This window comes from Proteinivorax hydrogeniformans (assembly GCF_040515995.1).
GTDB classification, from domain to species: domain Bacteria; phylum Bacillota; class Proteinivoracia; order Proteinivoracales; family Proteinivoracaceae; genus Proteinivorax; species Proteinivorax hydrogeniformans.
This window is the reverse complement of the sequence record NZ_CP159485.1, coordinates 2,641,899-2,663,891: the sequence shown is the minus strand read 5'-3', so window position 1 is coordinate 2,663,891 and position 21,993 is coordinate 2,641,899. Positions and strand designations below refer to the sequence as shown.

At 37.4% G+C, this 21,993-nt stretch carries 20 protein-coding genes; all 20 read left to right on the top strand.

Going from position 1 to position 21,993, the window contains the following annotated elements:
- Positions 1–3: 3 nt before the first annotated feature.
- The 20 genes from PRVXH_RS12715 to PRVXH_RS12620 all read left to right on the top strand — a co-directional run bounded on the left by PRVXH_RS12715 (position 4) and on the right by PRVXH_RS12620 (position 21,983).
- Positions 4–375 carry a GrdX family protein gene (locus PRVXH_RS12715; RefSeq protein WP_353893129.1) on the top strand — a complete coding sequence of 124 codons (372 nt, stop codon included), beginning with the start codon at positions 4–6 and terminating at the stop codon, positions 373–375.
- Positions 376–395: 20 nt separating this feature from the next.
- Positions 396–1,610, top strand: a complete 1,215-nt coding sequence (gene trxB / locus PRVXH_RS12710; protein ID WP_353893128.1) for a thioredoxin-disulfide reductase — start codon at positions 396–398, stop codon at positions 1,608–1,610.
- Between the two features lie 13 nt (positions 1,611–1,623).
- Positions 1,624–1,938 (top strand): thioredoxin domain-containing protein, encoded by a 315-nt coding sequence (locus PRVXH_RS12705; RefSeq protein WP_353893127.1) that lies wholly within the window; start codon positions 1,624–1,626, stop codon positions 1,936–1,938.
- 12 nt (positions 1,939–1,950) lie between these two features.
- Positions 1,951–3,237: a glycine/sarcosine/betaine reductase component B subunit gene (locus tag PRVXH_RS12700; RefSeq protein ID WP_353893126.1), complete on the top strand. Its 1,287-nt coding sequence runs from the start codon at positions 1,951–1,953 to the stop codon at positions 3,235–3,237.
- 35 nt (positions 3,238–3,272) lie between these two features.
- Positions 3,273–3,731, top strand: a complete 459-nt coding sequence (gene grdA / locus PRVXH_RS12695; protein ID WP_353893125.1) for a glycine/sarcosine/betaine reductase complex selenoprotein A — start codon at positions 3,273–3,275, stop codon at positions 3,729–3,731.
- A 43-nt stretch (positions 3,732–3,774) separates the two neighbouring features.
- Positions 3,775–5,082 carry a glycine reductase complex selenoprotein B gene (gene grdB, locus PRVXH_RS12690; protein ID WP_353893124.1) on the top strand — a complete coding sequence of 436 codons (1,308 nt, stop codon included), beginning with the start codon at positions 3,775–3,777 and terminating at the stop codon, positions 5,080–5,082.
- A 61-nt stretch (positions 5,083–5,143) separates the two neighbouring features.
- Positions 5,144–6,670 carry a glycine/sarcosine/betaine reductase complex component C subunit beta gene (gene grdC / locus PRVXH_RS12685; protein ID WP_353893123.1) on the top strand — a complete coding sequence of 509 codons (1,527 nt, stop codon included), beginning with the start codon at positions 5,144–5,146 and terminating at the stop codon, positions 6,668–6,670.
- 11 nt (positions 6,671–6,681) lie between these two features.
- Positions 6,682–7,824: a glycine/sarcosine/betaine reductase complex component C subunit alpha gene (grdD, locus tag PRVXH_RS12680; RefSeq protein ID WP_353893122.1), complete on the top strand. Its 1,143-nt coding sequence runs from the start codon at positions 6,682–6,684 to the stop codon at positions 7,822–7,824.
- Positions 7,825–8,107: 283 nt separating this feature from the next.
- Positions 8,108–8,839, top strand: coding sequence for a CRISPR-associated endoribonuclease Cas6 (gene cas6 / locus PRVXH_RS12675; RefSeq protein WP_353893121.1), 732 nt, complete (start codon positions 8,108–8,110; stop codon positions 8,837–8,839).
- A gap of 138 nt (positions 8,840–8,977) precedes the next feature.
- Entirely contained in the window at positions 8,978–9,877 is a 900-nt protein-coding gene (gene murB, locus PRVXH_RS12670; RefSeq protein ID WP_353893120.1) for a UDP-N-acetylmuramate dehydrogenase, read from the top strand.
- A gap of 69 nt (positions 9,878–9,946) precedes the next feature.
- The gene (locus PRVXH_RS12665; RefSeq protein ID WP_353893119.1) at positions 9,947–10,903 is read left to right on the top strand and encodes a DHH family phosphoesterase; all 957 of its coding nucleotides are present in this window, start codon (positions 9,947–9,949) and stop codon (positions 10,901–10,903) included.
- Between the two features lie 545 nt (positions 10,904–11,448).
- Positions 11,449–12,903 carry a phosphatidylserine/phosphatidylglycerophosphate/cardiolipin synthase family protein gene (locus tag PRVXH_RS12660; protein ID WP_353893118.1) on the top strand — a complete coding sequence of 485 codons (1,455 nt, stop codon included), beginning with the start codon at positions 11,449–11,451 and terminating at the stop codon, positions 12,901–12,903.
- A gap of 368 nt (positions 12,904–13,271) precedes the next feature.
- Positions 13,272–15,047: an EAL domain-containing protein gene (locus tag PRVXH_RS12655; protein ID WP_353893117.1), complete on the top strand. Its 1,776-nt coding sequence runs from the start codon at positions 13,272–13,274 to the stop codon at positions 15,045–15,047.
- Positions 15,048–15,498: 451 nt separating this feature from the next.
- On the top strand, positions 15,499–16,746 hold the full coding sequence (locus tag PRVXH_RS12650) for a DEAD/DEAH box helicase (RefSeq protein WP_353893116.1): 1,248 nt from the start codon (positions 15,499–15,501) through the stop codon (positions 16,744–16,746).
- A 145-nt stretch (positions 16,747–16,891) separates the two neighbouring features.
- Positions 16,892–17,191, top strand: coding sequence for a hypothetical protein (locus PRVXH_RS12645; RefSeq protein WP_353893115.1), 300 nt, complete (start codon positions 16,892–16,894; stop codon positions 17,189–17,191).
- 111 nt (positions 17,192–17,302) lie between these two features.
- Positions 17,303–17,602, top strand: coding sequence for a hypothetical protein (locus tag PRVXH_RS12640; protein ID WP_353893114.1), 300 nt, complete (start codon positions 17,303–17,305; stop codon positions 17,600–17,602).
- A gap of 18 nt (positions 17,603–17,620) precedes the next feature.
- Positions 17,621–18,085, top strand: a complete 465-nt coding sequence (locus tag PRVXH_RS12635; RefSeq protein ID WP_353893113.1) for a hypothetical protein — start codon at positions 17,621–17,623, stop codon at positions 18,083–18,085.
- A gap of 408 nt (positions 18,086–18,493) precedes the next feature.
- Positions 18,494–20,017 (top strand): glutathione ABC transporter substrate-binding protein, encoded by a 1,524-nt coding sequence (locus PRVXH_RS12630; protein WP_353893112.1) that lies wholly within the window; start codon positions 18,494–18,496, stop codon positions 20,015–20,017.
- A gap of 101 nt (positions 20,018–20,118) precedes the next feature.
- On the top strand, positions 20,119–21,048 hold the full coding sequence (nikB, locus tag PRVXH_RS12625; protein WP_353893111.1) for a nickel ABC transporter permease: 930 nt from the start codon (positions 20,119–20,121) through the stop codon (positions 21,046–21,048).
- A gap of 23 nt (positions 21,049–21,071) precedes the next feature.
- Positions 21,072–21,983, top strand: a complete 912-nt coding sequence (locus PRVXH_RS12620; protein ID WP_353893110.1) for an ABC transporter permease — start codon at positions 21,072–21,074, stop codon at positions 21,981–21,983.
- The last annotated feature ends 10 nt before the right edge of the window (positions 21,984–21,993 follow it).

Sequence of the window (21,993 nt, the reverse complement as noted above, 5' to 3'; positions counted from 1 at the left end):
AATATGGAAAAAATAATTATAACAAATAATGATATGGTAAAAGATTTTTTTAATAAAGAATGTGATAAAGAGTACATGCACTTACTTTGGGCAGAATCTCTTCCTAAGGTGTTGCAAATAAGCAGAGACAAAATACATGTTGGGTACAAACTTGTAAATCATCCTTTAGCCAGCAGCATTAAGCCTTATCGAAACTTGTTTAAAACAGTAGTGGTTTGTAAGCACGATGCAAAGCTAGACTTTTTTTCACTTACTGTTTTGGAGGACGCCATAGTTAAGGCGAAAGATTTTGATAAAGATGTTTTTATAACTCCCCAAATAGAGGAAGACTATAAACTAATCGACCTTGAAATGTTTAAGGGGTGTTTAAAATAAAAAATCAAGGAGGTCTAAACATGGAAAAAGTATATGATATGACTATTATAGGTGCTGGACCAGGAGGTTTAGCTGCAGGAATTTATGGATCTCGTTCTAAGCTTTCAACACTACTTATCGAAAAAGGTAAAGTAGGTGGGCAGGCAGCAACCACTGAGGAAATGGAAAACTACCCAGGATTTTTTGGTAAGACAACTGGACCTGAGTTAACGTCAAAGATGGAAGAACATGCAAAGCACTTTGGTACAGAATTTGTAAAAGATCAAGTAGAAGATATTATCGATGAAGGTTTTGTAAAGAGAATTAAAACCAAAAAAGGCGAGGAATATCTTACAAAAACCATCGTAGTATCTACTGGAGCTGAGCCAAGAGTTCTTGGAGTTAAAGGCGAAGGAGCCCTAAGAGGAAAAGGAGTTTCTTACTGTGCAACTTGTGACGCAGACTTTTATGAAGACCTAGATGTTGTGGTAGTAGGAAATGGTGACTCAGCTATCGAAGAGGCAATCTTTTTAACAAAGTTTGCTGCTAAAGTAACAGTTATAGTAATACACGATGAAGGAATTTTAGATGCAACACCAGTTATTGCAGAACGAGCTTTCAAAAACCCTAAAATAGAATTTGTCTGGAACAGCGTGCTAGAAGAAATCAAAGGTGACGGAATCGTAGAAGGAGTTAACATTAAAAACTTAAAAACAAAAGAAATCTCTGAGTTAGAGGCTAATGGTGTATTTATCTATGTAGGAACCGTACCAAAAACAGATTTTTTAAAAGATGTAATAAAGTTAGATGATAGAGGTTACATTATTACAAATGAAATGATGGAAACATCTAAAGATGGAATTTATGCAGTTGGAGATGTAAGGCAGAAGTTTTTACGCCAGGTAGTTACAGCTGCTGCCGACGGCGCTATTGCAGCCACCTCTGCAGAAAAGTATATCTCTGAAGAGGAAATGTTTAAAGAAGAAGTGTTAGATGTACAAAAGCCAGTTGCAGTCTATTTTTGGAGTCCAGGAAGTGAAGAAAGCTTAGATCTAATGGCAGAGCTAGAAAAAGAGATAGATACAGATAAATTTAAACTAGTAAAAATTGATACCTATAGAAACTTGAGAGTTTCCCGACGTTATGAAATTTCGGAAGTTCCATCTCTAGTAATCTTTAAGGATGGAAATCCGAGTTTAACTTTAAAAGAAAATGTTACAAAAGAAAAGGTAAGCGAAAGCTTAAACAAATTTTAAAGGAGGTGAAAACATGTTAGAATTTGATAAAAAGAATTTTGAAGAAGAAGTTCTAAATGCAGACGGCTATGTGTTAGTAGACTATTGGAGTCCTAAATGCGAGCCATGCATGGAGCTTATGCCTCAAGTAACCGAGCTAGCTGAAAAGTATGGAGACCAAATCAAATTTGGCAAACTAAACATTGTTCAAAACAGAAGATTAGCTATATCTCAAAAAGTATTAGGCCTACCAACCATAATACTTTATAAAGGTGGAGAAAAAGTTTGGGAACTTTCTAAAGACTTCACCATCGAAGACTTAGAAGGTAAGATCAAAGAAACCCTATAGGGAGGTGAGTCCATGACTTTAAAAGTTGGAAATATCCAAATTACCGACGTGATTTTTGGGGAGAATTCAGAAATCAAAGAAGGTACCCTTGTTGTAAACAAAGAGGAACTATTAGACTACATCGGTGGGGATCATCGCCTAAAGTCTATGGATATTCAAATAGTTAAGCCAGGTGATTCTGTTCGTATAGTACCAGTTAAAGATGTAGTAGAGCCTAGAGTAAAAGTGGGGTCTGACGCTAACATTTTCCCAGGAGTACTTGGAAAAGCTGAAACTGTTGGAGAAGGCACAACTCATGTTTTAAAAGGAGTTACAGCTGTCACAACAGGTAAGATAGTAGGATTCCAAGAAGGTATTGTTGACATGTCAGGTCCAGGTGCAGAATATACACCATTTTCAAAAAATATCAATATTGTAATAGACTGCACGCCAAACGAAGGTATTAAGCAGCACGAGCATGAAGAAGCTGTTAGATACGTTGGCTTAAAAGCTGGAGAATATCTAGGGAAATTAGGTGAAAACGAAAAAGTTTCTGAGTACGTTGAGTACGAAACTTTAGATTTCATTTCTGGTTATGAAAAATATAAAGATCTTCCTAGGGTAGCATATGTTTATATGCTGCAAAGTCAAGGTCTGCTTCATGACACTTACCTATATGGTGTGGACGTTAAGAAAATGCTGCCAACCATAATAAAGCCTACAGAAGTAATGGACGGAGCTATTATTAGTGGTAACTGTGTATCAGCTTGTGACAAAAACACAACCTACCATCACTTAAATAGTCCGGTAATCCATGACTTATACAAAAGGCATGGTAAAGATATCAACTTTGTAGGGGTAATTGTTACAAATGAAAACGTAACACTACTAGACAAAGTTCGCTCCTCAAATTACACCGCTAAGCTAGTAGAAATGCTTAAACTTGACGGTGCAGTAATCTCTGAGGAAGGGTTTGGAAACCCAGATACAGACCTTATCATGAACTGTACTAAAATTGAGAAAAAAGGTGTTAAAACCGTTTTAGTAACAGATGAGTACGCAGGTAGAGATGGAGCAAGTCAATCTTTAGCTGATGCTGATAAGTTAGCTGATGCTGTGGTAACCGGTGGTAATGCTAATGAAGTAATTACACTGCCACCTATGGATAAAGTAATTGGTTATCAAGAAGTAGCAGACGTTATAGCTGGTGGTTTCGATGGTAGTTTAAACAAAGACGGTTCAATAACCGTTGAGTTGCAGGCTATCACAGGAGCTACTAACGAATTAGGATTTAACAAGCTTTCTGCAAAAGGATTATAAAAATTAAAATACAAAAACTTAAGGAGGTAGTCTAAATGAAAGACAAAAAGTTTGTAATATTAGGCGACAGAGATGGCATTCCTGGTCCAGCCATCGAAGAGTGCATAAAGTCTTTCGGCGGTGAAGTTGTATTTACAACTACAGAGTGTTTTGTCTGAACTGCCGCAGGAGCAATGGACTTAGAAAATCAAGGTAGAATTAAAGAGTTAGCGGAAAAGCATGGTGCTGAAAACCTAGTAGTAGTTCTAGGTGGAGCAGAAGCTGAAGCTTCTGGTTTAGCAGCTGAAACCGTTACTGTTGGAGACCCTACCTTTGCAGGTCCATTGGCAGGAGTCCAGTTAGGACTCAAAGTATATCACATCTTTGAAGATGAAATTAAGTCTTTAGCTGATGAAGGCGTATATGATGAGCAAATCAGTATGATGGAAATGGTACTAGAAGTTGATGAAATAGCAGATGAAGTAAAAACATTTAGAGAGCAAGGCTCTAAGTAATTACTCTCTTTAAAGAAGAAAACTTAAAAAAGGAGGGGAGTCCATGGCTAAAATTAGGATAGTTCACTACCTTAACCAGTTTTTTGGACAAATCGGTGGTGAAGAAAAAGCCGATGTGGCACCTATGGATAAAGAAGGAGTAGTAGGGCCAGGCATGGCTTTATCTGGCCAGCTGCAGGACGTAGGTGAGATTGTAGCTACAGTAATTTGTGGAGACACCTACTTTAATGCAGATATCGAAAAAAGCTCCCAAGAAGTAATTGAATTGATTGAAAAACATAAGCCTGATATGGTTATCTGTGGTCCCGCTTTTAATGCAGGTCGTTATGGAGTGGCTTGTGGAGCTGTTGCTCAGGCAGTTTTTGAAAAACTTGGTGTGCCAGTAGTTGGTGGCATGTACGAAGAAAATCCAGGCGTAGAAATGTACTCTAAATTTGGGTATATCGTAAAAACCAAAAACTCTGCTAGAGGTATGGGCGTAGCTGTTAAAGATATGGTAAACATCGCAAAAAAAATAGCTGAAGGTAAAGAGGTAGATTCTAAAGAAGATAACTACTACCCAAGAGGAATTAGAAAGAACTACTTTGCCCAAAAGCGTGGTTCCGAAAGAGCGGTAGATATGCTTATCTCTAAACTAAAAGGTGAGGAATTTACCACAGAGTATCCGATGCCAGATTTTGATAGAGTTGAGCCACAACCAGCTATAAAAGATCTTAAAAACGCTAAAATAGCGCTAGTTACTTCTGGGGGAATTGTGCCTAAAAATAACCCAGATAGAATTGAGTCATCTTCTGCCTCTAAATACGGAAAGTATAGCATTGAAGGGGTAAAAGATTTAACAGAAGAGACTTATGAAACAGCCCACGGTGGCTATGACCCAACTTATGCTAACGAAGACTCCGATAGAGTCCTTCCTGTTGACGTACTAAGAGAAATGGAAGAGCATGGTGAAATAGGTTCTATCCATCCTTACTTCTATAGTACAACAGGTAACGGTACTTCTGTTGCAAACTCAAAAGCTTATGCTGCTGACATCGCAAAGCAGCTAGTGGAAGACGGAGTTGACGGTGTTATATTAACTTCCACCTGAGGCACCTGTACTCGTTGCGGTGCAACGATGGTTAAAGAAATAGAATCAGCTGGCATGCCGGTTGTTCATATTTGTACAGTAGTGCCAATTTCTATGACAGTTGGAGCAAATAGAATTGTACCAGCTATTGCTATCCCTTATCCTTTAGGAGATCCTGAAGCATCTAAAAAGGATGAGAAAGAAATAAGAGAAAGAATAGTTAAAAAGTCCCTTTCTGCTTTGACCACCGAAGTAGATGGGCAAACAGTATTTGAAGATTAAATCAATAAAAGGGTAGTGATTATTTGATCATTACCCTTTTTGTAACCTGGAGGTGTACTAAATGACCTTTCCTGTAATAAAATCAACTGCGTATTCGTTAGTTCATACGCCAAACCTACTAATACATCAAGGAACTACACAAACCGAAGAAAGAAACAAAAATGCTAATAGCGAATATTTAAAAGAACTACCGAACAAATTGAGAAAGTTTGACGAAGTGGTTGCTTACCCACCAAACCAAGCTTATATTGGTGGCATCAGCCCAGAAGATCTTTCAAAACTTGAGAAGCCTTGGCACCAAAACCAGATGAATGAAGCATCTCGCTATGCCAAATTTGGTGAAGTAATGCCAGAAGATGAGTTTTATGGACTAATGGCTATATGCGATACCTTTGAACTAGTAGTACTTGAAGAAGGATTTGCTGCAAAGGCAAAGGAAAAACTAGCTCAGCACCCTACAATCTCAAAGATAGACCTAGCAAAACTTGATAAGGGCTGGGACAAAGAAAGCCTAGAAAAGGTTTTAGAAAATGGCGCTGAACCACTTTATATGAAAGATGAACTGGTAGGCTGTGTTAAAAGAGGACATGAAACGGATAAAAACCTAACCTCTCACATAATCTTAGAAAATATAGCGGCTAAAGCATCAGCAGTTTTAGCTCTTTTACAATTAGGAAAAAATAGCGATGTTGATTTAGAAGAAGTGGATTATATTATTGAAGCGTCAGAAGAAGCTTGTGGAGATATGAACCAAAGAGGTGGCGGAAACTTTGCAAAAGCTATAGGAGAGATAGCTGGATGTAAAAACGCAACCGGTTCTGACGTGAGAGGCTTTTGTGCAGCACCTGCTCACGCCCTACTTAATGCAGCAGCTTTAGTTAAAGCAGGAGTATTTAAAAATGTAGCAGTAGTAGCTGGTGGTGCAACAGCAAAACTTGGCATGAATGGAAAAGACCACATGCAAAAAGAACTACCAATATTAGAGGACGTACTTGGTAGCTTTGCTGTGATGATTAGTGAAAATGATGGGGTAAATCCAGTTATTCGTACAGATATAGTTGGAAGACACACCATCGGCGCCGGGTCTTCCCCTCAGGCAGTTATTAAGGGTATAGTAACTGATCCCTTAGATGGAGCAAATATGGGTATCGATCAAATAGATAAATACTCTGTGGAGATGCAAAACCCTGAGATAACAGTTCCAGCAGGAGCTGGGGATGTTCCAACAGCAAACTACAAAATGATTGCCGCTTTAGGAGTTAAAAGAGGGGATATAGAACGCAAAGATATTCCTGCCTTTGTAGAAAAGCATGGAATGCCAGGATTTGCTCCGACACAAGGTCATATTCCTTCTGGAGTTCCCTATATCGGCCATGGTGTTTCCGCTATCCTAAATGGCGAGATTGAAAAAGCTATGATTATCGGTAAGGGTAGCTTGTTCCTAGCTCGAATGACAAACCAATTTGACGGTGTATCGTTTGTAATCGATAAAAATACAGGAGCTGCTGAAACCGAAGCAGATACAGGCAAAACAAAAGAACTTCTTGCAAAGGCTCTACGAGAAGTAGCAGAGAAATTCGAAAATTAGGGGGTGCTAATATGACCCATGAAAAACAAGTATCAAATGCCCTTAAAAAAATGGCGGATGCCTTAGAAGGTAAGAATACTGCCCATAAAATCAAAGTGGCATTAACAACAATTGGGAGTGAGCTTTTGGCGGAGGAGTTAGTGCAAGGTGCGCTAATGGCTTGCTCAAAAAACCCACTTTTAGACGTAGTTATTATAGGCCCTAAGACGGATGCTCCTTTTGAGCAATATAATACTGATTGTGAAAAAGAAGCTCATAGCTATTTGGAGAAGCTCCTTAAGGAAAAGAAAGTCCAAGGAGCAGTTACACTTCATTATAACTTCCCTCTAGGGACATCTACCGTAGGAAAAGTCAATGCTATTGGCTCCGGTAAAGAGATGTATATAGCAACAACTACAGGCACCTCTGCTGCGCAAAGAGTAGAAGCTATGATCTTAAATGCTATTTTGGGTATTTCTGCTGCTAAAAGTGGCGGCATAAAGAGCCCTACTGTAGGGGTACTCAACGTAGAAGGGGCACGTCAGGTAGAAAAAGCATTAAACACACTTAAAGATAACGGACTTGAATTTAGTATGGGAGAAAGTGTGCGTAAAGATGGAGGCTCGGTTCTTCGAGGAAACGATATTTTAGCAGGTAGCTGTGATGTAGTTGTATGTGATACCTTAACAGGGAATATCCTGATGAAACTCTTTACCGCTTCAAATACTGGTGGCCAGAAGGAAACCGTTGGTTGGGGCTATGGTCCTGGCATAGGAAGAAATATGGAGAATATAATATCAATTATTTCAAGAGCTTCTGGCGCTCCTGTAGTTAGTGGCGCTCTTCAGTACACATACGAGATGGTAGCAGGAGACCTGCCTGCTACTGCTAAAAAACAGTTTAAGCAGGGAGATAAGGCTGGTTTAAAAGAAATACTAGCAGACCTAGCAAAGCCTTCGCAAAAAACTGAAGAGGTTACTGCGCCACCTAAGAAAACAGTAACTGAAGAAATTACAGGCATAGACATTCTTCAACTTGATGATGGAGTTCAAGTTCTTTGGAAGGAAGGTATTTATGCAGAATCCGGTATGGGTTGTGCAGGACCTGTAATTATGGTAAACCCTGATGATTTAGACAAAGCTAAACAAGCTTTAGGGGCAAACAAGATTTTATAGTTGTATAAAAAGGTGCTGGCCTTAAAAGTAAATAGGCAGCACCTTTTTAGTGTTATTGTCACTTAGCTTACGTGATAAAATCTGAGCAAATGTTCAAATACCTGTTTAGTTGTACATATTATTATAAAACTTCTAAAAAATACTATGCAAATTACTGTTTACATCTGCCTAAAACCTTGCTAATATATAAGTGAGATTTAAATCGTATTTTATGAAATTGATTTTTTTACTAGAGCTAGTGATTTTTTTCTCTAAGTATATTTTTTAATTGGGGGAGTTTAATATGCGTTTGGAAGTTAATTTTCGATGTAGTAAGGGGACAGCTATAAACTTTAATTATAATCATCATCTCTCAAATATAATAGCTGAATCTACGGAAAAGGTAGCATTTTCTAGTGATGAGCAAAAACCACAAAGTTTGCACACGTTTTCTCAACTTTATCTAAAGGACTATTCCATTTCAGGCGGTAAAATGATCTCTGGTTCAGAGCAGATTCAATGGTATATATCATCACCGGACCATAGTTTTCTAGAAACTATTGTAAAGGGATTAACAATCTGTGGCTATGTGTATCTTGGCGATACTTTGCTTGAGTTTACCCAAGCGAGGCTACTTGAGCATCCGTATTTTTACGATGAGATGGACTTTACCTGTATGTCCCCTATCACCATAGCCCATGCTGCAGGTGGGGGAAAAGAACAATACTCCAGTATAGATGGGGAATTTTTTGGTGAGAATTTACGTCAAGATCTTATTAGAAAGTACTACATTATTAATAAAAGCTTCCCTAAGGATGAAAACCTTTCATTTTATTTTGACTCTAAATATATGCAGAAAAAAAGCAGGCCTAGTCGTTTGATTAATTATGACGGTAAAAAGATTATGGGTTATATGATACCTTTTAAGGTAAAAGGAAGCAAAGAGCTGATAGAAATCGGCTATCATGCTGGTTTTGGAAATAAAAACGATTGTGGTTTTGGGATGGTTAAGGTTTGGCACAATACAAGAGGATAATATTTTAAAAAGCGCTACACTTAGTAGCGCTTTTTTTTAAGATTTAGCTGAAAAATTTTGGTTTTAACCTTTTTTTAGGTATAATAATATATTGAAGTATTAAGAATGAGTGACCTAATTAACTTAGAGGTGATTTAAATGGATAAAATTGTAGAACAGCTAACCCGAAAAATACCAACGGAGAATGTTAAGACAGAACATATCTTAGCACCTTATACAACCTTTGAAATTGGTGGGCCGGCAGAATTTTTTGTAATCCCGTCTAAAGTAGAGCAGATTAGCTGGGCTCTAGATGTGGCAGCAGAACAAGAGCTTCCTTATTATGTACTAGGCAAGGGTTCTAATCTACTTATAGATGATAAAGGGCTTAGAGGTGTTGTTATTTATCTAGGAGAAAAATTTACCAAAAGCGAAGTGATTGATGAAATTAAAGTAAAAGCACAGAGTGGGGCCACATTGGAGTCTATAAGTCTCCTAGCTATGGAACATAGCCTTGCAGGGTTAGAATTTGCTGTGGGAATTCCGGGAAGTGTTGGTGGAGGAGTATTTATGAACGCCGGTGCATATGAGGGACAAATGGGAGATGTTGTTTGTGAAGTAACTGGCATAGTAGACGGGAAAATAAAAACATATCTAAAAGATGATATGGAATTTGGTTACAGAAGCAGCACTTTTCAAAAAGATGGCACTGTTATTTTAGAAGCAACTATAGGGCTAGAAAAAGGTAATAAAGAGATAATAAAGGCAAAAATTGATGAACTATCAGAAAAAAGAAAATCAAAGCAGCCACTTAATATGCCATCAGCTGGTTCTGTATTTAAGAGACCGGAAGGTTATTATGCAGGAAAACTTATACAGGACTGCGGGTTGAGAGGATTTTCCATTGGTGGAGCCCAAGTCTCTGAAAAACATTGTGGGTTTATAGTCAACAAAGGGGCTGCCACTAGCCAGGATGTTAAGGATTTAGTTGCACATATCCAAAGAACAGTTAAAGACAAGTTTGGCGTTGAGCTACAAAGAGAGCTTAAATATATTTAAGCTAGTGAAATAAAATGCACTGTATTGCTATAGGGCTAGTGATATTAGTAAAGACAGGTGATATAAAGAATGAATTCCATGGACAATTTCATTAATTTCTTGCAAAAATACGAAGAAAAAGATATTTTAATACTTTGTCATGATGATGCAGACAATGATGCAATAGGTGCAGGCTTTGCACTGACAGAGCTTTTAGGTGGTACTTTAGCTGTGCCGCAGAAAATATCTGAGCATGCTATCGAGCTTATAAAAAAGCTAGCTGCAAAAGTAATTGTAAACCCCGACCCTGCAAAGTATGATTTGACCATTGTTGTTGATACAGCTGATGGACAGCAGCTTCCTAATATCTCTTTAGATAACTTTCTACTGATAGACCATCATCCAACAAACACACTAAAGGAAAAAGCAATGAGTTATATACATGAAGAAGTAGACGCTACATGCCAACTTGTCTACGCTTTGTATAAGCATTTGGAAAAACCTATAACCCCTGCAGTAGCTCTAAGTCTAGCGGCTGGAATATTAGGAGATACAGTTCAGCTAACCAAAGCCTCGAACAACGCCATATCAGACCTTGGAAGTATTTTGCAAGATGGTAACATAGGATATAGCACAGTGTTAAATACCTTTCGGGTAAGCGGAAAGTTAGAAAGAAAACAAAAGCTTATAGCTGCCACATCGGCAAAGCTTCATGATTTTGATGATGTTCTTCTCATATTTAGCAATACAGAAAAGAACTTTCTTTACTACACTGCAATGATGTTTTTAGAGCTAGGGGCAGACATTGCTCTAGTTGTATATAAAGCAAGTGATTGGATACACCTAAGGCTTGTAAAATCAAACCACTGTCTAACGTCGCACAGTGCTATAGACATCATAAAAGAAGCTACAAAAGAAGCTGTTATAGAAAACTTGTGGGGGGACCAGTATTTCTCCGGGTTTAAAGGCAGAGGTGACTATGCTCAGATCATCTCCACAATATTTGAAAAGATAAAAGACTATAAAGAGGAGACCGAAGAAAAATAGACTTACAAAAAGGCCAGGGAGCTTACCCTGGCCTATCTTTATACACGTAATAATTTTAGTTTTCCTCCACCGAAAATTCCTTTAACAAAATCAAGCTTTGTGTCTTGAAAATGATGTCTTTGGTTTTCGCTAATCAGAAACCTTATACCATTTTCCTCAAACTTTTGGTCATTAGAGTTGGCTGACTCTTCCAGAGCCAGTTGAAGCTGAGGGCCACCTCAACCAGCAGCCATATAAAGTCTAACATAGCTGTTGTCTAAATTGACATTTTGTTCTTCTATAATCTTCTCAAGGTACTTAATTGCAGCATCAGTAAATTTAATCAAATCAAAACCTCCTTTTTTACTTGGCAAAGATTGATGTTTTTAGTTTCTCACTTTGCATATTAAATTATTTAACTTATACCCTATAGGGGTATATTTTTATTATAAAATATTATTCTCGTAATTTCAACTATCTGATTTTAAAAATATTAGTAGGATTAGAGGATTAAAAAGAGTTAAAAAGAATACATTAAAAATAGCAAAAACTAGCTAAGAAGAGAGGTGTCTAAAATAAACCTTTTTAAAAATGGATTAAAACTTATGCTTATGATGGTAGTGGTCTATATAGCGTACGCCTTTATAACCGGAGTTTTGCTTTTTGCATTTATAGCAACAGATGATAACGGATATCAAAAAGAACAAAGCGTAGAAAGATTTTATGGTCAAAAAGAGGGGCCGGATAGAGTGGTGCTGGTTGAGGACAGGTATCAGTCTGGTCTTACTAGACTAGATCTAATATCAAATGCCGAAAAATCCCTAGATATCTCTTACTATACACTACATGAAGGGACTTCTTTAGATATATTTTTAGCTAGCATTATCGAAGCAGCTGATAGAGGAGTGGAGGTTAGGATTTTATTAGATGGTCTATTTCACAACCTTAGGGGTGACCTTAAAGATGTGATATACACTTTCTATCAGCACCCCAACATTGAGCTTAGACTATATGAACCACTAAATCTTGCAAAGCCATGGACTTTTAACAACCGCCTCCATGATAAATTTATCGTCGTAGACAGACAAAAAGTCTTGCTAGGTGGCAGGAATATAGGAGACAAATACTTTGTCTTAGATCCTGCACAGTATGATGGTTTAGCTTCAAATGATAGAGATGTTTTGGTGATTAAAACAGACAACGCTGACACATCGGGCAGTGTTGTTTATGATGTCATTGAATATTTTAATCTTCTTTGGGAACATGAATACACAGATATATCAGTTTCTTCTTTAACAAATAGGCAGCAGCGAAATGCAGATAAGAAAAGAGAAGAACTGCGATCTTTTTTAGCTGAACAAAAAAGTAAGTACCCCCATAGATTTGAACAAGAATTTGACTGGCTAGAAGAATCTCATCCCACCAAAAAGATTACCTTAATACACAACTCCATCACAAGATTTAATAAAGAACCGCGGGTCTGGATGGATATAACAAAGCTTATGGAAATTGCCGAAAGGTCAATCATTATCCAAAGTCCATATCTGATACCTACATCTTCTATGAAAGAATACCTAAACCTAGCAAATGTTGAGGCAGATACTAAAGTTTTAACAAACTCTATAGGTACTAGCTCTAATTACTTTGCTATGTCGGGACATATCAGGAATAGAAGGGATATTGTAGATGCGGGTGCTGATGTTTTTGAGTACCAAGATCAGGAAACAGTTCATGCAAAATCTTATATTTTTGATGAAAGGATAAGCTTAGTGGGGTCCTTTAACTTAGATTCTAGGAGTGCTTTTTTGAGTACAGAAACTATGTTAGTGATTGACAGCTATCAATTTGCCGCTCAGCTAGAGGACGAAATAGAGTCTTATATAGAAAATAGCTTGCTATTAAAAGAAGATTATTCATACGCATCAAGCGAAGTGGCTGATAAAAAAAGTGTCCCAACATTTAAGAAAATAACGATACGCCTACTTTCTTATCTGACATATTTCTTTGATTTTATGCTATGATTACTAAATATGACTAAAGTCCCCGTCGCTTACAAAGGCTGGGAGAAAAGGCTATAAAGCTAAATGGGTATATGAGTAGAAATTTTTGAAAAATTTAATTGATTATACTTAGTGCTTAGTTTATAATACAAAATGCATGATATTATAAGCTTAGAGGTGTAGATGATGAAAAAGTTTAAGTTTTTTGGTGACAACAACTACTACATTAAAAACCCCTACAAAATAAATCCCAAAATAGAAGCACTCAATATATCTTTAATTTTCTTACTGTTAAGTTTTACATGGGTTTTTATAACGGAATTTATAGTGGATAACTATGTTGAAATTCGACCATATATTATCTTTTGCAGTACAAAACATGGGTATATATGGCGTTAACCACCATAGTTGTTTACTTTTTAGTAAAAAGAAGAGTGGCGCTTTATAAAGATGCGTCGCAAAAAGCGCATGTGGCCTTTAAAGAGTTTCACAAAACCTATAAACAATTGTCTTCATATCAGGAAGAGGTTAAATACCAAACTGACTTAAATGACAATATCTTTGAAAGAGCTCAGGTTATCATCGTCATAGGTGATGAACATGGAAACCTTAAAAAGCTCAATCCTTTTGGAGAAAAGACCTTTGGATACAAGGAAAGTGAATTAATGGATAAAAAATGGGTTGATTATATTATTCCGGAGGGAAATAAAAAATACATAAACGAGATTTTTGAAAGGCTAAAGCAGGGCAAAGAGTTAAAGGATTTTGAAACCCAAAACTTAACAAAGCATGGACAGGTACTAGATGTCCTTTGGAATACCAGTGTAATCCAAGGAAGGGAAACTGAGTACGTCTTTATCGGAACTGATTTAACTAATCGAAAAAAATCAGAACAAGCATTAAAGCATCTTGCTTACCATGATCAGTTAACTGGGTTACCAAACAGAGCAATGCTTAAGCAAATCATAGATAAATCCACTAAAAAAAGTGGCAGACTAGCTCTTTTACACCTAGATATTGATAATTTTAAATATATTAATGATAGCCTAGGGTATAACTTTGGAAACATATTTTTACAAAGTATAGCAAATGAATTGAGTAAGGCTGTAAAATCTCCTGATATTTTAGCAAGCTTAGACGGAGATGAGTTTGCTATCTTAATCCAAGACGTGCAAAGTAAAGAGGATTTAGTAAAAGAAGCTAGAGCAATTAAGGACCTAGTAAGAAAAAGGTGGGAAGTAAACAACTATGACTTCTTTGTTTCGGTAAGCATGGGAGGAGCATTGTATCCCGATGATTGCCTAACCTCCGAAGATTTGCTAAGAAATGCAGAGATAGCGATGTACTATGCAAAAGAGACAGGTAGAGACAAAGGACTTCTATATACCGAAAAAACAGAGGAGAAAAACATAGATTACGTAAAAAAGGCAAGTCGAATTCAACACGCCATTGAAAAGGATCAATTTTCTCTGTATTATCAACCTCAGGTATCTTTAACGGGCAAACGTATTACTGGCGTGGAGGCTTTGGTAAGGTGGATACACCCCACTGACGGATTTGTATCTCCAGGCGAGTTTATTCCCCTTGCAGAAAAAACAGGCCAAATTCGCGATATTGAAAAGTGGGTAGTTAGTGAAGCGCTTAATCAAAAGAAAAAGTGGGAGCAGCAGGGAGTAGATTTGAAGGTATCTATAAACCTTTCTACCACCACTTTAAATAGTGATTTGCAGATCTTCAGCCTAAAAGAATTATTGAGCTCCTATGATGTAAGGTTAGATCAGATAACCTTTGAAATCACGGAAACTGCAATAATATCTAACTTAGAGGAAGTAATAGAAAGACTCAACTCCCTAAAGGAACTCGGCGTAAAAATTGCTTTAGATGACTTTGGAACGGGATACTCATCTATGAACTACCTAAAAAAACTCCCCATCGATCAAATTAAGCTAGACAGAAGCTTTATAGATAAAGTGGAAAAAAGTAAAGAAGATGAGGTAATAATAAAATCCATTCTCTACCTAGCAAAAAAGTTTAACTATGATGTTATAGCTGAAGGTATAGAGACAGAAAATCAATTACAAAAACTGAAAAACTTTGAGTGCCCCACAGGTCAGGGATATTTATTCAGCAGGCCAGTCCCGGCCTATGAGCTTAACTTAAATTAAATACATAAAAAATCCCATCAGCATACCGCTGATGGGATTTTTGGCCTCAAAATATGTAACTATTTATTCCTTGACTAACTCATTAGCTAAAGGAAACAGATCTTGAATACTTTTTGCATACCTGTGAGCACCAATTTCTTTTCACAGTCCAGGCCTATTATTAAAAGCTTGCTCGCCTACGACAATTTTAACATGGGACAACTGTTATCGACGTTAGCTGAACAAGTGCAAACAAGCATCAAGGAGTTCAAACTTTAAAAAGGTTAAAATAATAAAGTGAAACTTTAATAAGAAGGGGTAACAGCCAGTTACCCTGTTGTAAAAATATAAAATATTATGCAGATGCACTGGAACTTTTACAATTATATATGTTAGAATATAACAGTTAAGCTAAGCAGATAATAATATAAAGCTTTACAATAATTATTACATATATAAAGAGGAGAATGCTATGAAATTTACAAACCTTGGTGTAAGTCAGCGCATCGTTCAAATACTAGATAATAAGGGGATAACAAAGCCTACTGAAGTCCAGGTTAAATCTATACCACCCCTGCTAAAAGGTAGCGACGTGGTATGTCAAGCTCAAACCGGTACCGGGAAAACCTATGCTTTTCTGCTCCCGATTTTTGAAAAGATAGATCCCACAATTTCCGACTTGCAAGCTGTTATTATAACTCCCACTCGAGAGCTAGCTATTCAAATAACAGCAGAAGCTAAACGTTTAGCAGAAGGTAAAGATGTTACCATATTATCAGCCTACGGTGGCAAAGATATAGGCCGACAAACTAAGAAGCTACATAAGGGCGTTCAGCTAGTGATCGGAACCCCTGGTAGATTACAGGATTATATAGCAAAAAACAAGATAAACTTAGGCAGATTATCGATGGTAGTTCTAGATGAGGCAGACCAAATGTTTCACATGGGCTTTTTAGAGGAAGTGGAAGCAATAATGCAAAAAATGCCCAAAAAAGAACGCCAGACAATGCTATTTTCCGCCACCATGCCGGGACAGATACGGGCGTTAGCTTCTAGGCATATGAGTAACATAAAAGAAATTAAAATACAGGGTTCTACCGTCACTTTAGATGATACAAAGCAGTTGGTTATACTAACAAGTGAAACAAAAAAAGTTGAAGCTCTCTGTAACTATATCGAAGAAAATCACCCTTTTATGGCCATAATATTTTGCCACTCAAAACAACGGGCAGTTGAGCTGAATATGGCTTTAAGGCAAAGAGGATATAACTGCGAGGAATTGCATGGTGAATTAAGTCAATCCAAGCGAGAAAAAGTTATGAAGGACTTTAGAAACCTTAAAACACAATTTTTAGTAGCTACTGACTTAGCAGCTAGGGGCTTAGATATAGAGGGGATTACTCACATATTCAACTATGATACACCTCAAAATGCCGAATGGTATATACATCGTATAGGCCGAACTGGCAGGATGGGCGAAAAAGGTGTTGCTATAACATTTGTTACTCCTAAAGATCAGCAGAAGCTAGCTGCAATAGAACGAGGTATTAAGTTAACCCTTTCTAAGAAAAAAGCCTTTGCCAAAGATGGAAAGTTTGAAGCTAAAGCTCCTAAAAGAAAGGAAAAACCTAAAAAAGTTGTTCCCAAAAGGCCTAGCAAAAAGAAATTAAAGAAAGTTAAGGGCGTTAAAAGAAAAAGAAAAGATAGCGACCAAAGCTAGTAGCAACAGCTATTAGCTTTGGTTATTTTTTATAATAAAATCCAAAATAACTAAATTAAAAAGGGAAAGTTTTAAAAAAAGCAGGGAAAACAGAGTGCTCTGCAGTAAAAGGTTGTATAGTAATTTTTTTTAGGAGGATGTTTTTATGAATCAATTAATTTTAGAATTTGTTATTCTTGCAGCAGGGTTTTTCGTTGGTTTATTCGTGATTTTGTTGGCATCCCAGTTTAAGGGAGCGTTTTGGAAGATAGCTAAACATATAGGTGGAGTTATTTTCATCGTAACCGGTGGCTATTTCATAGTTTCCGGGGCAAATGAAGAACTTTATAGCTATATATCTTTCGCCTTAATTTTTGTAGGTTTATTTGTGATTTTAATTAATTTATTAACTAAAGGCCATAGATTTGATAAACAACAGAATAATAAAAAAGTAGTTATTAAATAGTGGTATATGTAGCCATCTGAAAGATAAAATACTAATATAACATGTTAAAAGTGGAAATCTAATTCATTTTAGCAAAAAGATACTTTTAACAATATTAGGGGGGATATACAAATGGCTACAATTATTTTTGAGCTGATTGTTCTAGCTTTAGGGTTTTTCTTTGGCTTGTTTTTAATATTGCTTGCTAAACAATTTGAAGGACCAAACAACTTAGAAAAACTTAAGCTAGCGGGAGGCGGGGTTTTTACAATTACCGGAGTTTTAATGCTTTTTGGCGGAACATACACAGCTTTGTATACCGCACTTTCTATAACTTTAGCTATAGTAGGGGTGCTGACGATAGCGCTAAATCTATATGTAGAGATTGAAAAAAGCCCTGAGAGCAAAAAAAGTACTCCAGACATATCATAGAAAAAAGGTGGGGGATTTATGAAAAGTAAAAACTTAATTAATGAACAAAACTTTAAGTTAAAACTTAATAAGGCACATTATAATGATATAGGTCTAACAAAAGAAGAGGCCTTAAACTTAAAAACAAAAAGAACCAAATTAATACCAGAAATAAAGGACCATTATAAAGTGGTGGGTTTTACCAATAAAGGTGTAGAAGTTGAATTTATCCGCAAAAAACACTTTAAACCAGAGGCGCTGTATAAGATAGAGGTATCGATAAGCGTTTTTTATGGGATACATCATCAAAGTCCCGAGGTGTCCTTATCAAAGCTTGAAGCTGAGTTAGAAGCTCGAAAAAATCAGCTTTTAGCCCCACCGGCTCATCATGCTTCGCTGTTAATATCAAATATTACAAGCGTAAATACTAATAGCTTACCTATTATTACCCCACCTATAATGAAGAGTGAAAACAAGCAAGATAAAGACTCAACATACCACTAAATAATTAAAGAGCGTAACCTTAGAAGCACTTAAGGTTACGCTCTTTAATTATTTTATGTACTGTTTGTTATGCATGTGTAAAGAAAAAAATGCAATATGGAATAATTACCCTCTAATAACAGCAGCACGCCTTGCCTCACACAACGAAAAACCCCACACACATAGTCTATGCGACAAATTTAATGCAAAAGAACAAATATTTTCAACAAATACGAGATTATTACCACGCACTACGAAGTATTACGAAATGGTGAAATGTAAATAAAAAAATGATTAAAAACCTTTTAATGTCGAAAGTCTATGCTACAATTTATACAAAGCAATCAATTTGCTGATAATTTTGTCTAAAGTTTCCATTGTTACTGATGGAAGTAAAATAAATCAAAAAATTGTTAGGGGGAAATAAGAATGAAGAAAGTAGCATTATTGTTAAGTCTAGTACTAGTTTTATCTGTGGCACTAGTTGGTTGTGGCGGAGAGCAACAACTAGGTGAAATTGACAACCTTGTAGTAGCCCAAGGGGCAGATGCTGACTCACTTGACCCACATGCGGCAAATGATTCACCATCATCAAAAGTTAAAAAGCAAATCTATGAAACATTGGTAACTAGAGACGAAAACATGGAACTACAACCAGGACTTGCAAAAAGTTGGGAACAAATCGACGAACTAACTTATGAGTTTGTTCTTGAGGAAGGCGTGCTGTTCCACAACGGTGAGGAGCTTACAGCTAGCGATGTTGAGTTCACGCTTCGTAGAGCGCTAGAGTCACCTCACGTTGGACATATTGTAGGAGCTATCGATCCTGAAGGTTTCGAAATTGTAGACGATTACACAATCAGAATTTCTACCGAAGAGCCTTTTGCTCCAATCCTAGCTCACTTATCCCACACTAACGCAGCAATTCTTAACGAAAAAGCTGTAGAAGAATTCGGCGACGACTATTACAGAAACCCAATAGGGACAGGTCCTTACATGTTCGAAAGCTGGGAGCAAGGAGATAGAATTGAGCTTGTGAAATTCGAGGAATACCGTGGCGAAGGTGCCCACATTCCAAGAGTTACAATTAGAAACATCTCTCAAAACAGTAACAGAACTATCGAGCTAGAAACTGGCGATGTTCATATCGCTTATGATATCGAGCCTACTGATATCGACAGAATAGAAGCGGATCCAAACATTAACTTAATTAGAGATCCAAACCTTACAACTTCTTATATTGGTTTTAACCTACTAAAAGATGAATTCCAAGATGTAAAAGTACGTCAAGCTATTAACTATGCAATCGATGTAGACACTATCATCAATACTGTATTAGAAGGTTCAGGCCAAACTGCTACAGGTCCAATTGCTCCAAACGTATGGGCTGCTAACGATAACTTAGAGCCATATGGTCACGATGTAGAAAAAGCAAAAGAGCTTCTTGCAGAAGCTGGCTATGAAGATGGATTTGAAACTGTAATCTGGACAAATGACAACCAAACAAGACAAGATATCGCTGTTATGGTTAGAAACCAATTAGAACAAATCGGCATTGATGCTAGAATCGAATCTATGGAGTTTGGTGCATACCTTGATGAGACTGCTGCTGGTAACCACGACCTATTTATCTTAGGTTGGGGTACAGTAACTGCAGACCCAGACTATGGCCTGTTTCCACTATTCCACTCAGAGCAACACGGTTCAGCAGGTAACAGAACTTTCTACTCTAACGAAAGAGTGGACGAGCTGTTAGAAAAAGGTAGAACAACAGATGACGAAGAAGTAAGAATGGCTGCTTATACAGAAGTACAAGAAATTATTAGAGATGAAGCTCCATGGTTATTCCTAAATACCGGTGAAGAAAGAACTGGTGTTAACGCTTCATTAGAAGGGTTTGTTAACGACCCAACAGGTCACCATCCACTGTGGAATGTACGTGTAGCAGAGTAAAAAAGATTTACTTTACACTGTAAAAAATTTATCAGTTATATTGTGTAGGGTCATTGCAAAATGACCCTACACTTTTCTAAACCGGGAAGGGAGGACTATAAATGCTTAAATATATAGGAAGAAGACTTTTGCTTTTGCTACCTGTTTTATTAGGTGTGTCTTTTATTGTGTTTACTCTGATGCACATTACACCAGGTAACCCTGCTGCAATAAGGTTAGGGGAGCAAGCTACAGCAAGAGAAATTGAACAGCTTGAAGAACAAATGGGGTTAAACGATCCTTTTTTACTGCAATACACTAGATTTGTTTCGGATATAGTAATCAGGCAGGATTTCGGTAGGTCGTACCAGACTGGTACCCCTGTAATAGAGTCTATCTTTTCTAGATTTCCAAATACTGTAACCCTCGCAGGATTAGGTGTACTTGTAGCCGTGGTTATAGGTGTGCCGGTCGGGATTATTTCCGCCACCAAACAATATTCATTGTTTGATAATGTAGCTATGGTTTTAGCACTGTTAGGGGTGTCAATGCCCAACTTCTGGCAAGGTATGTTACTGATACTAATTTTTTCGGTGCATCTAGGAATGTTCCCGCCTTCTGGGTTTGCCACTCCAATGCATTGGGTACTTCCAGCCGTTGCTCTAGGAACAAGCTCTGCAGCAATGATTGCTCGTATGACACGTTCTAGTATGTTAGAGGTTATTAAGCAGGATTATATTAGAACTGCTAGGGCAAAAGGACAAAAGGAATCTGTTGTAATATACAGGCATGCGTTAAAAAATGCACTTATCCCAGTAGTTACTGTTGTTGGTCTTCAGTTTGGCTACCTTTTAGGTGGCGCAGTGCTAACTGAAACAGTGTTTTCTATAAATGGCGTCGGTAGATTAATGGTTGACGCTATAAACCAGCGTGATTTCCCAGTTGTTCAGGGTGGTGTACTATTTATCGCTCTAACCTTTAGTTTGATTAACTTGTTAGTAGACATTTTATATGCGTTTATTGATCCAAGAATCAAGGCTCAATATAAGTAACGCCTAAAGGAGGTACAAATCAAATGGCACAAAAACCAGTAGTAAAAGAACCTCAATCACAAACTGAGATAAAAGCTAGACCTAAAGCTAAAAAGAGGAGTCAGTGGGCTGAGGTTTGGAAGCGCATAAGAAAAAATAAAGCTGCAATGGTAGGTATGTTTATAATCGGTGTGCTGGTATTTACAGCGATTTTCGCTCCTCTGATTGCACCTTATGGTTACGATGAGCAAAATCCAGAAGTTAGAAGACAAGGACCAAGTGCAGACCATATTTTTGGCACAGATCACTTTGGTCGGGATGTGTTTAGTAGAGTTGTTTACGGCTCAAGGATTTCTATACAAGTAGGTTTTATAGCTGTAGGATTGGCTATGGTAGTTGGTGGTATGCTTGGTTCTATTGCCGGTTACTATAGTGGTAGAATAGATAATGTTATTATGCGTATCATGGACGTTTTTATGGCTATCCCAGGAATCTTGCTAGCTATCGCAATAGCTGCAGCCTTAGGCCCTGGACTGGTTAACGTTATGATTGCTGTAGGTATAGGTTCAGTACCTCGTTACGCAAGAATCGTAAGAGCTTCTGTACTTTCGATAAGAGATCAAGAGTTTGTGGAAGCTGCCAAAGCGATGGGAGCTAACGACTTTAGAATCATTATAAAATATATACTGCCAAACTGCATGGCTCCAATTATCGTACAAGGAACGTTAGGTGTGGCAGAGGCTATTTTATCCGCTGCGGGATTAAGCTTTATAGGACTTGGTATCGAGCTTCCAAGGCCAGAGTGGGGTGCTATGTTATCTGAAGCACAAAACTATATAAGAACCGACTGGCATATGTCTGTATTCCCTGGACTTGCGATTATGGTGACTATATTCGGGCTTAACCTTCTAGGTGATGGTCTAAGAGATGCCCTAGATCCTAGGCTAAAAGGATAATTTTAGGGAA

Bases quoted from the DNA above. Each gene is read 5' to 3' on its own strand.
- cas6 (WP_353893121.1), top strand. From the start codon at position 8,108: ATGCGTTTGGAAGTTAATTTTCGATGTAGTAAGGGGACAGCTATAAAC.
- nikB (WP_353893111.1), top strand. From the start codon at position 20,119: ATGCTTAAATATATAGGAAGAAGACTTTTGCTTTTGCTACCTGTTTTA.
- grdD (WP_353893122.1), top strand. From the start codon at position 6,682: ATGACCCATGAAAAACAAGTATCAAATGCCCTTAAAAAAATGGCGGAT.
- PRVXH_RS12665 (WP_353893119.1), top strand. From the start codon at position 9,947: ATGAATTCCATGGACAATTTCATTAATTTCTTGCAAAAATACGAAGAA.
- PRVXH_RS12635 (WP_353893113.1), top strand. From the start codon at position 17,621: ATGAAAAGTAAAAACTTAATTAATGAACAAAACTTTAAGTTAAAACTT.
- PRVXH_RS12650 (WP_353893116.1), top strand. From the start codon at position 15,499: ATGAAATTTACAAACCTTGGTGTAAGTCAGCGCATCGTTCAAATACTA.
- trxB (WP_353893128.1), top strand. From the start codon at position 396: ATGGAAAAAGTATATGATATGACTATTATAGGTGCTGGACCAGGAGGT.
- PRVXH_RS12630 (WP_353893112.1), top strand. From the start codon at position 18,494: ATGAAGAAAGTAGCATTATTGTTAAGTCTAGTACTAGTTTTATCTGTG.
- PRVXH_RS12715 (WP_353893129.1), top strand. From the start codon at position 4: ATGGAAAAAATAATTATAACAAATAATGATATGGTAAAAGATTTTTTT.
- murB (WP_353893120.1), top strand. From the start codon at position 8,978: ATGGATAAAATTGTAGAACAGCTAACCCGAAAAATACCAACGGAGAAT.
- PRVXH_RS12640 (WP_353893114.1), top strand. From the start codon at position 17,303: ATGGCTACAATTATTTTTGAGCTGATTGTTCTAGCTTTAGGGTTTTTC.
- PRVXH_RS12655 (WP_353893117.1), top strand. From the start codon at position 13,272: ATGGCGTTAACCACCATAGTTGTTTACTTTTTAGTAAAAAGAAGAGTG.
- PRVXH_RS12645 (WP_353893115.1), top strand. From the start codon at position 16,892: ATGAATCAATTAATTTTAGAATTTGTTATTCTTGCAGCAGGGTTTTTC.
- grdC (WP_353893123.1), top strand. From the start codon at position 5,144: ATGACCTTTCCTGTAATAAAATCAACTGCGTATTCGTTAGTTCATACG.
- PRVXH_RS12620 (WP_353893110.1), top strand. From the start codon at position 21,072: ATGGCACAAAAACCAGTAGTAAAAGAACCTCAATCACAAACTGAGATA.
- PRVXH_RS12700 (WP_353893126.1), top strand. From the start codon at position 1,951: ATGACTTTAAAAGTTGGAAATATCCAAATTACCGACGTGATTTTTGGG.
- PRVXH_RS12705 (WP_353893127.1), top strand. From the start codon at position 1,624: ATGTTAGAATTTGATAAAAAGAATTTTGAAGAAGAAGTTCTAAATGCA.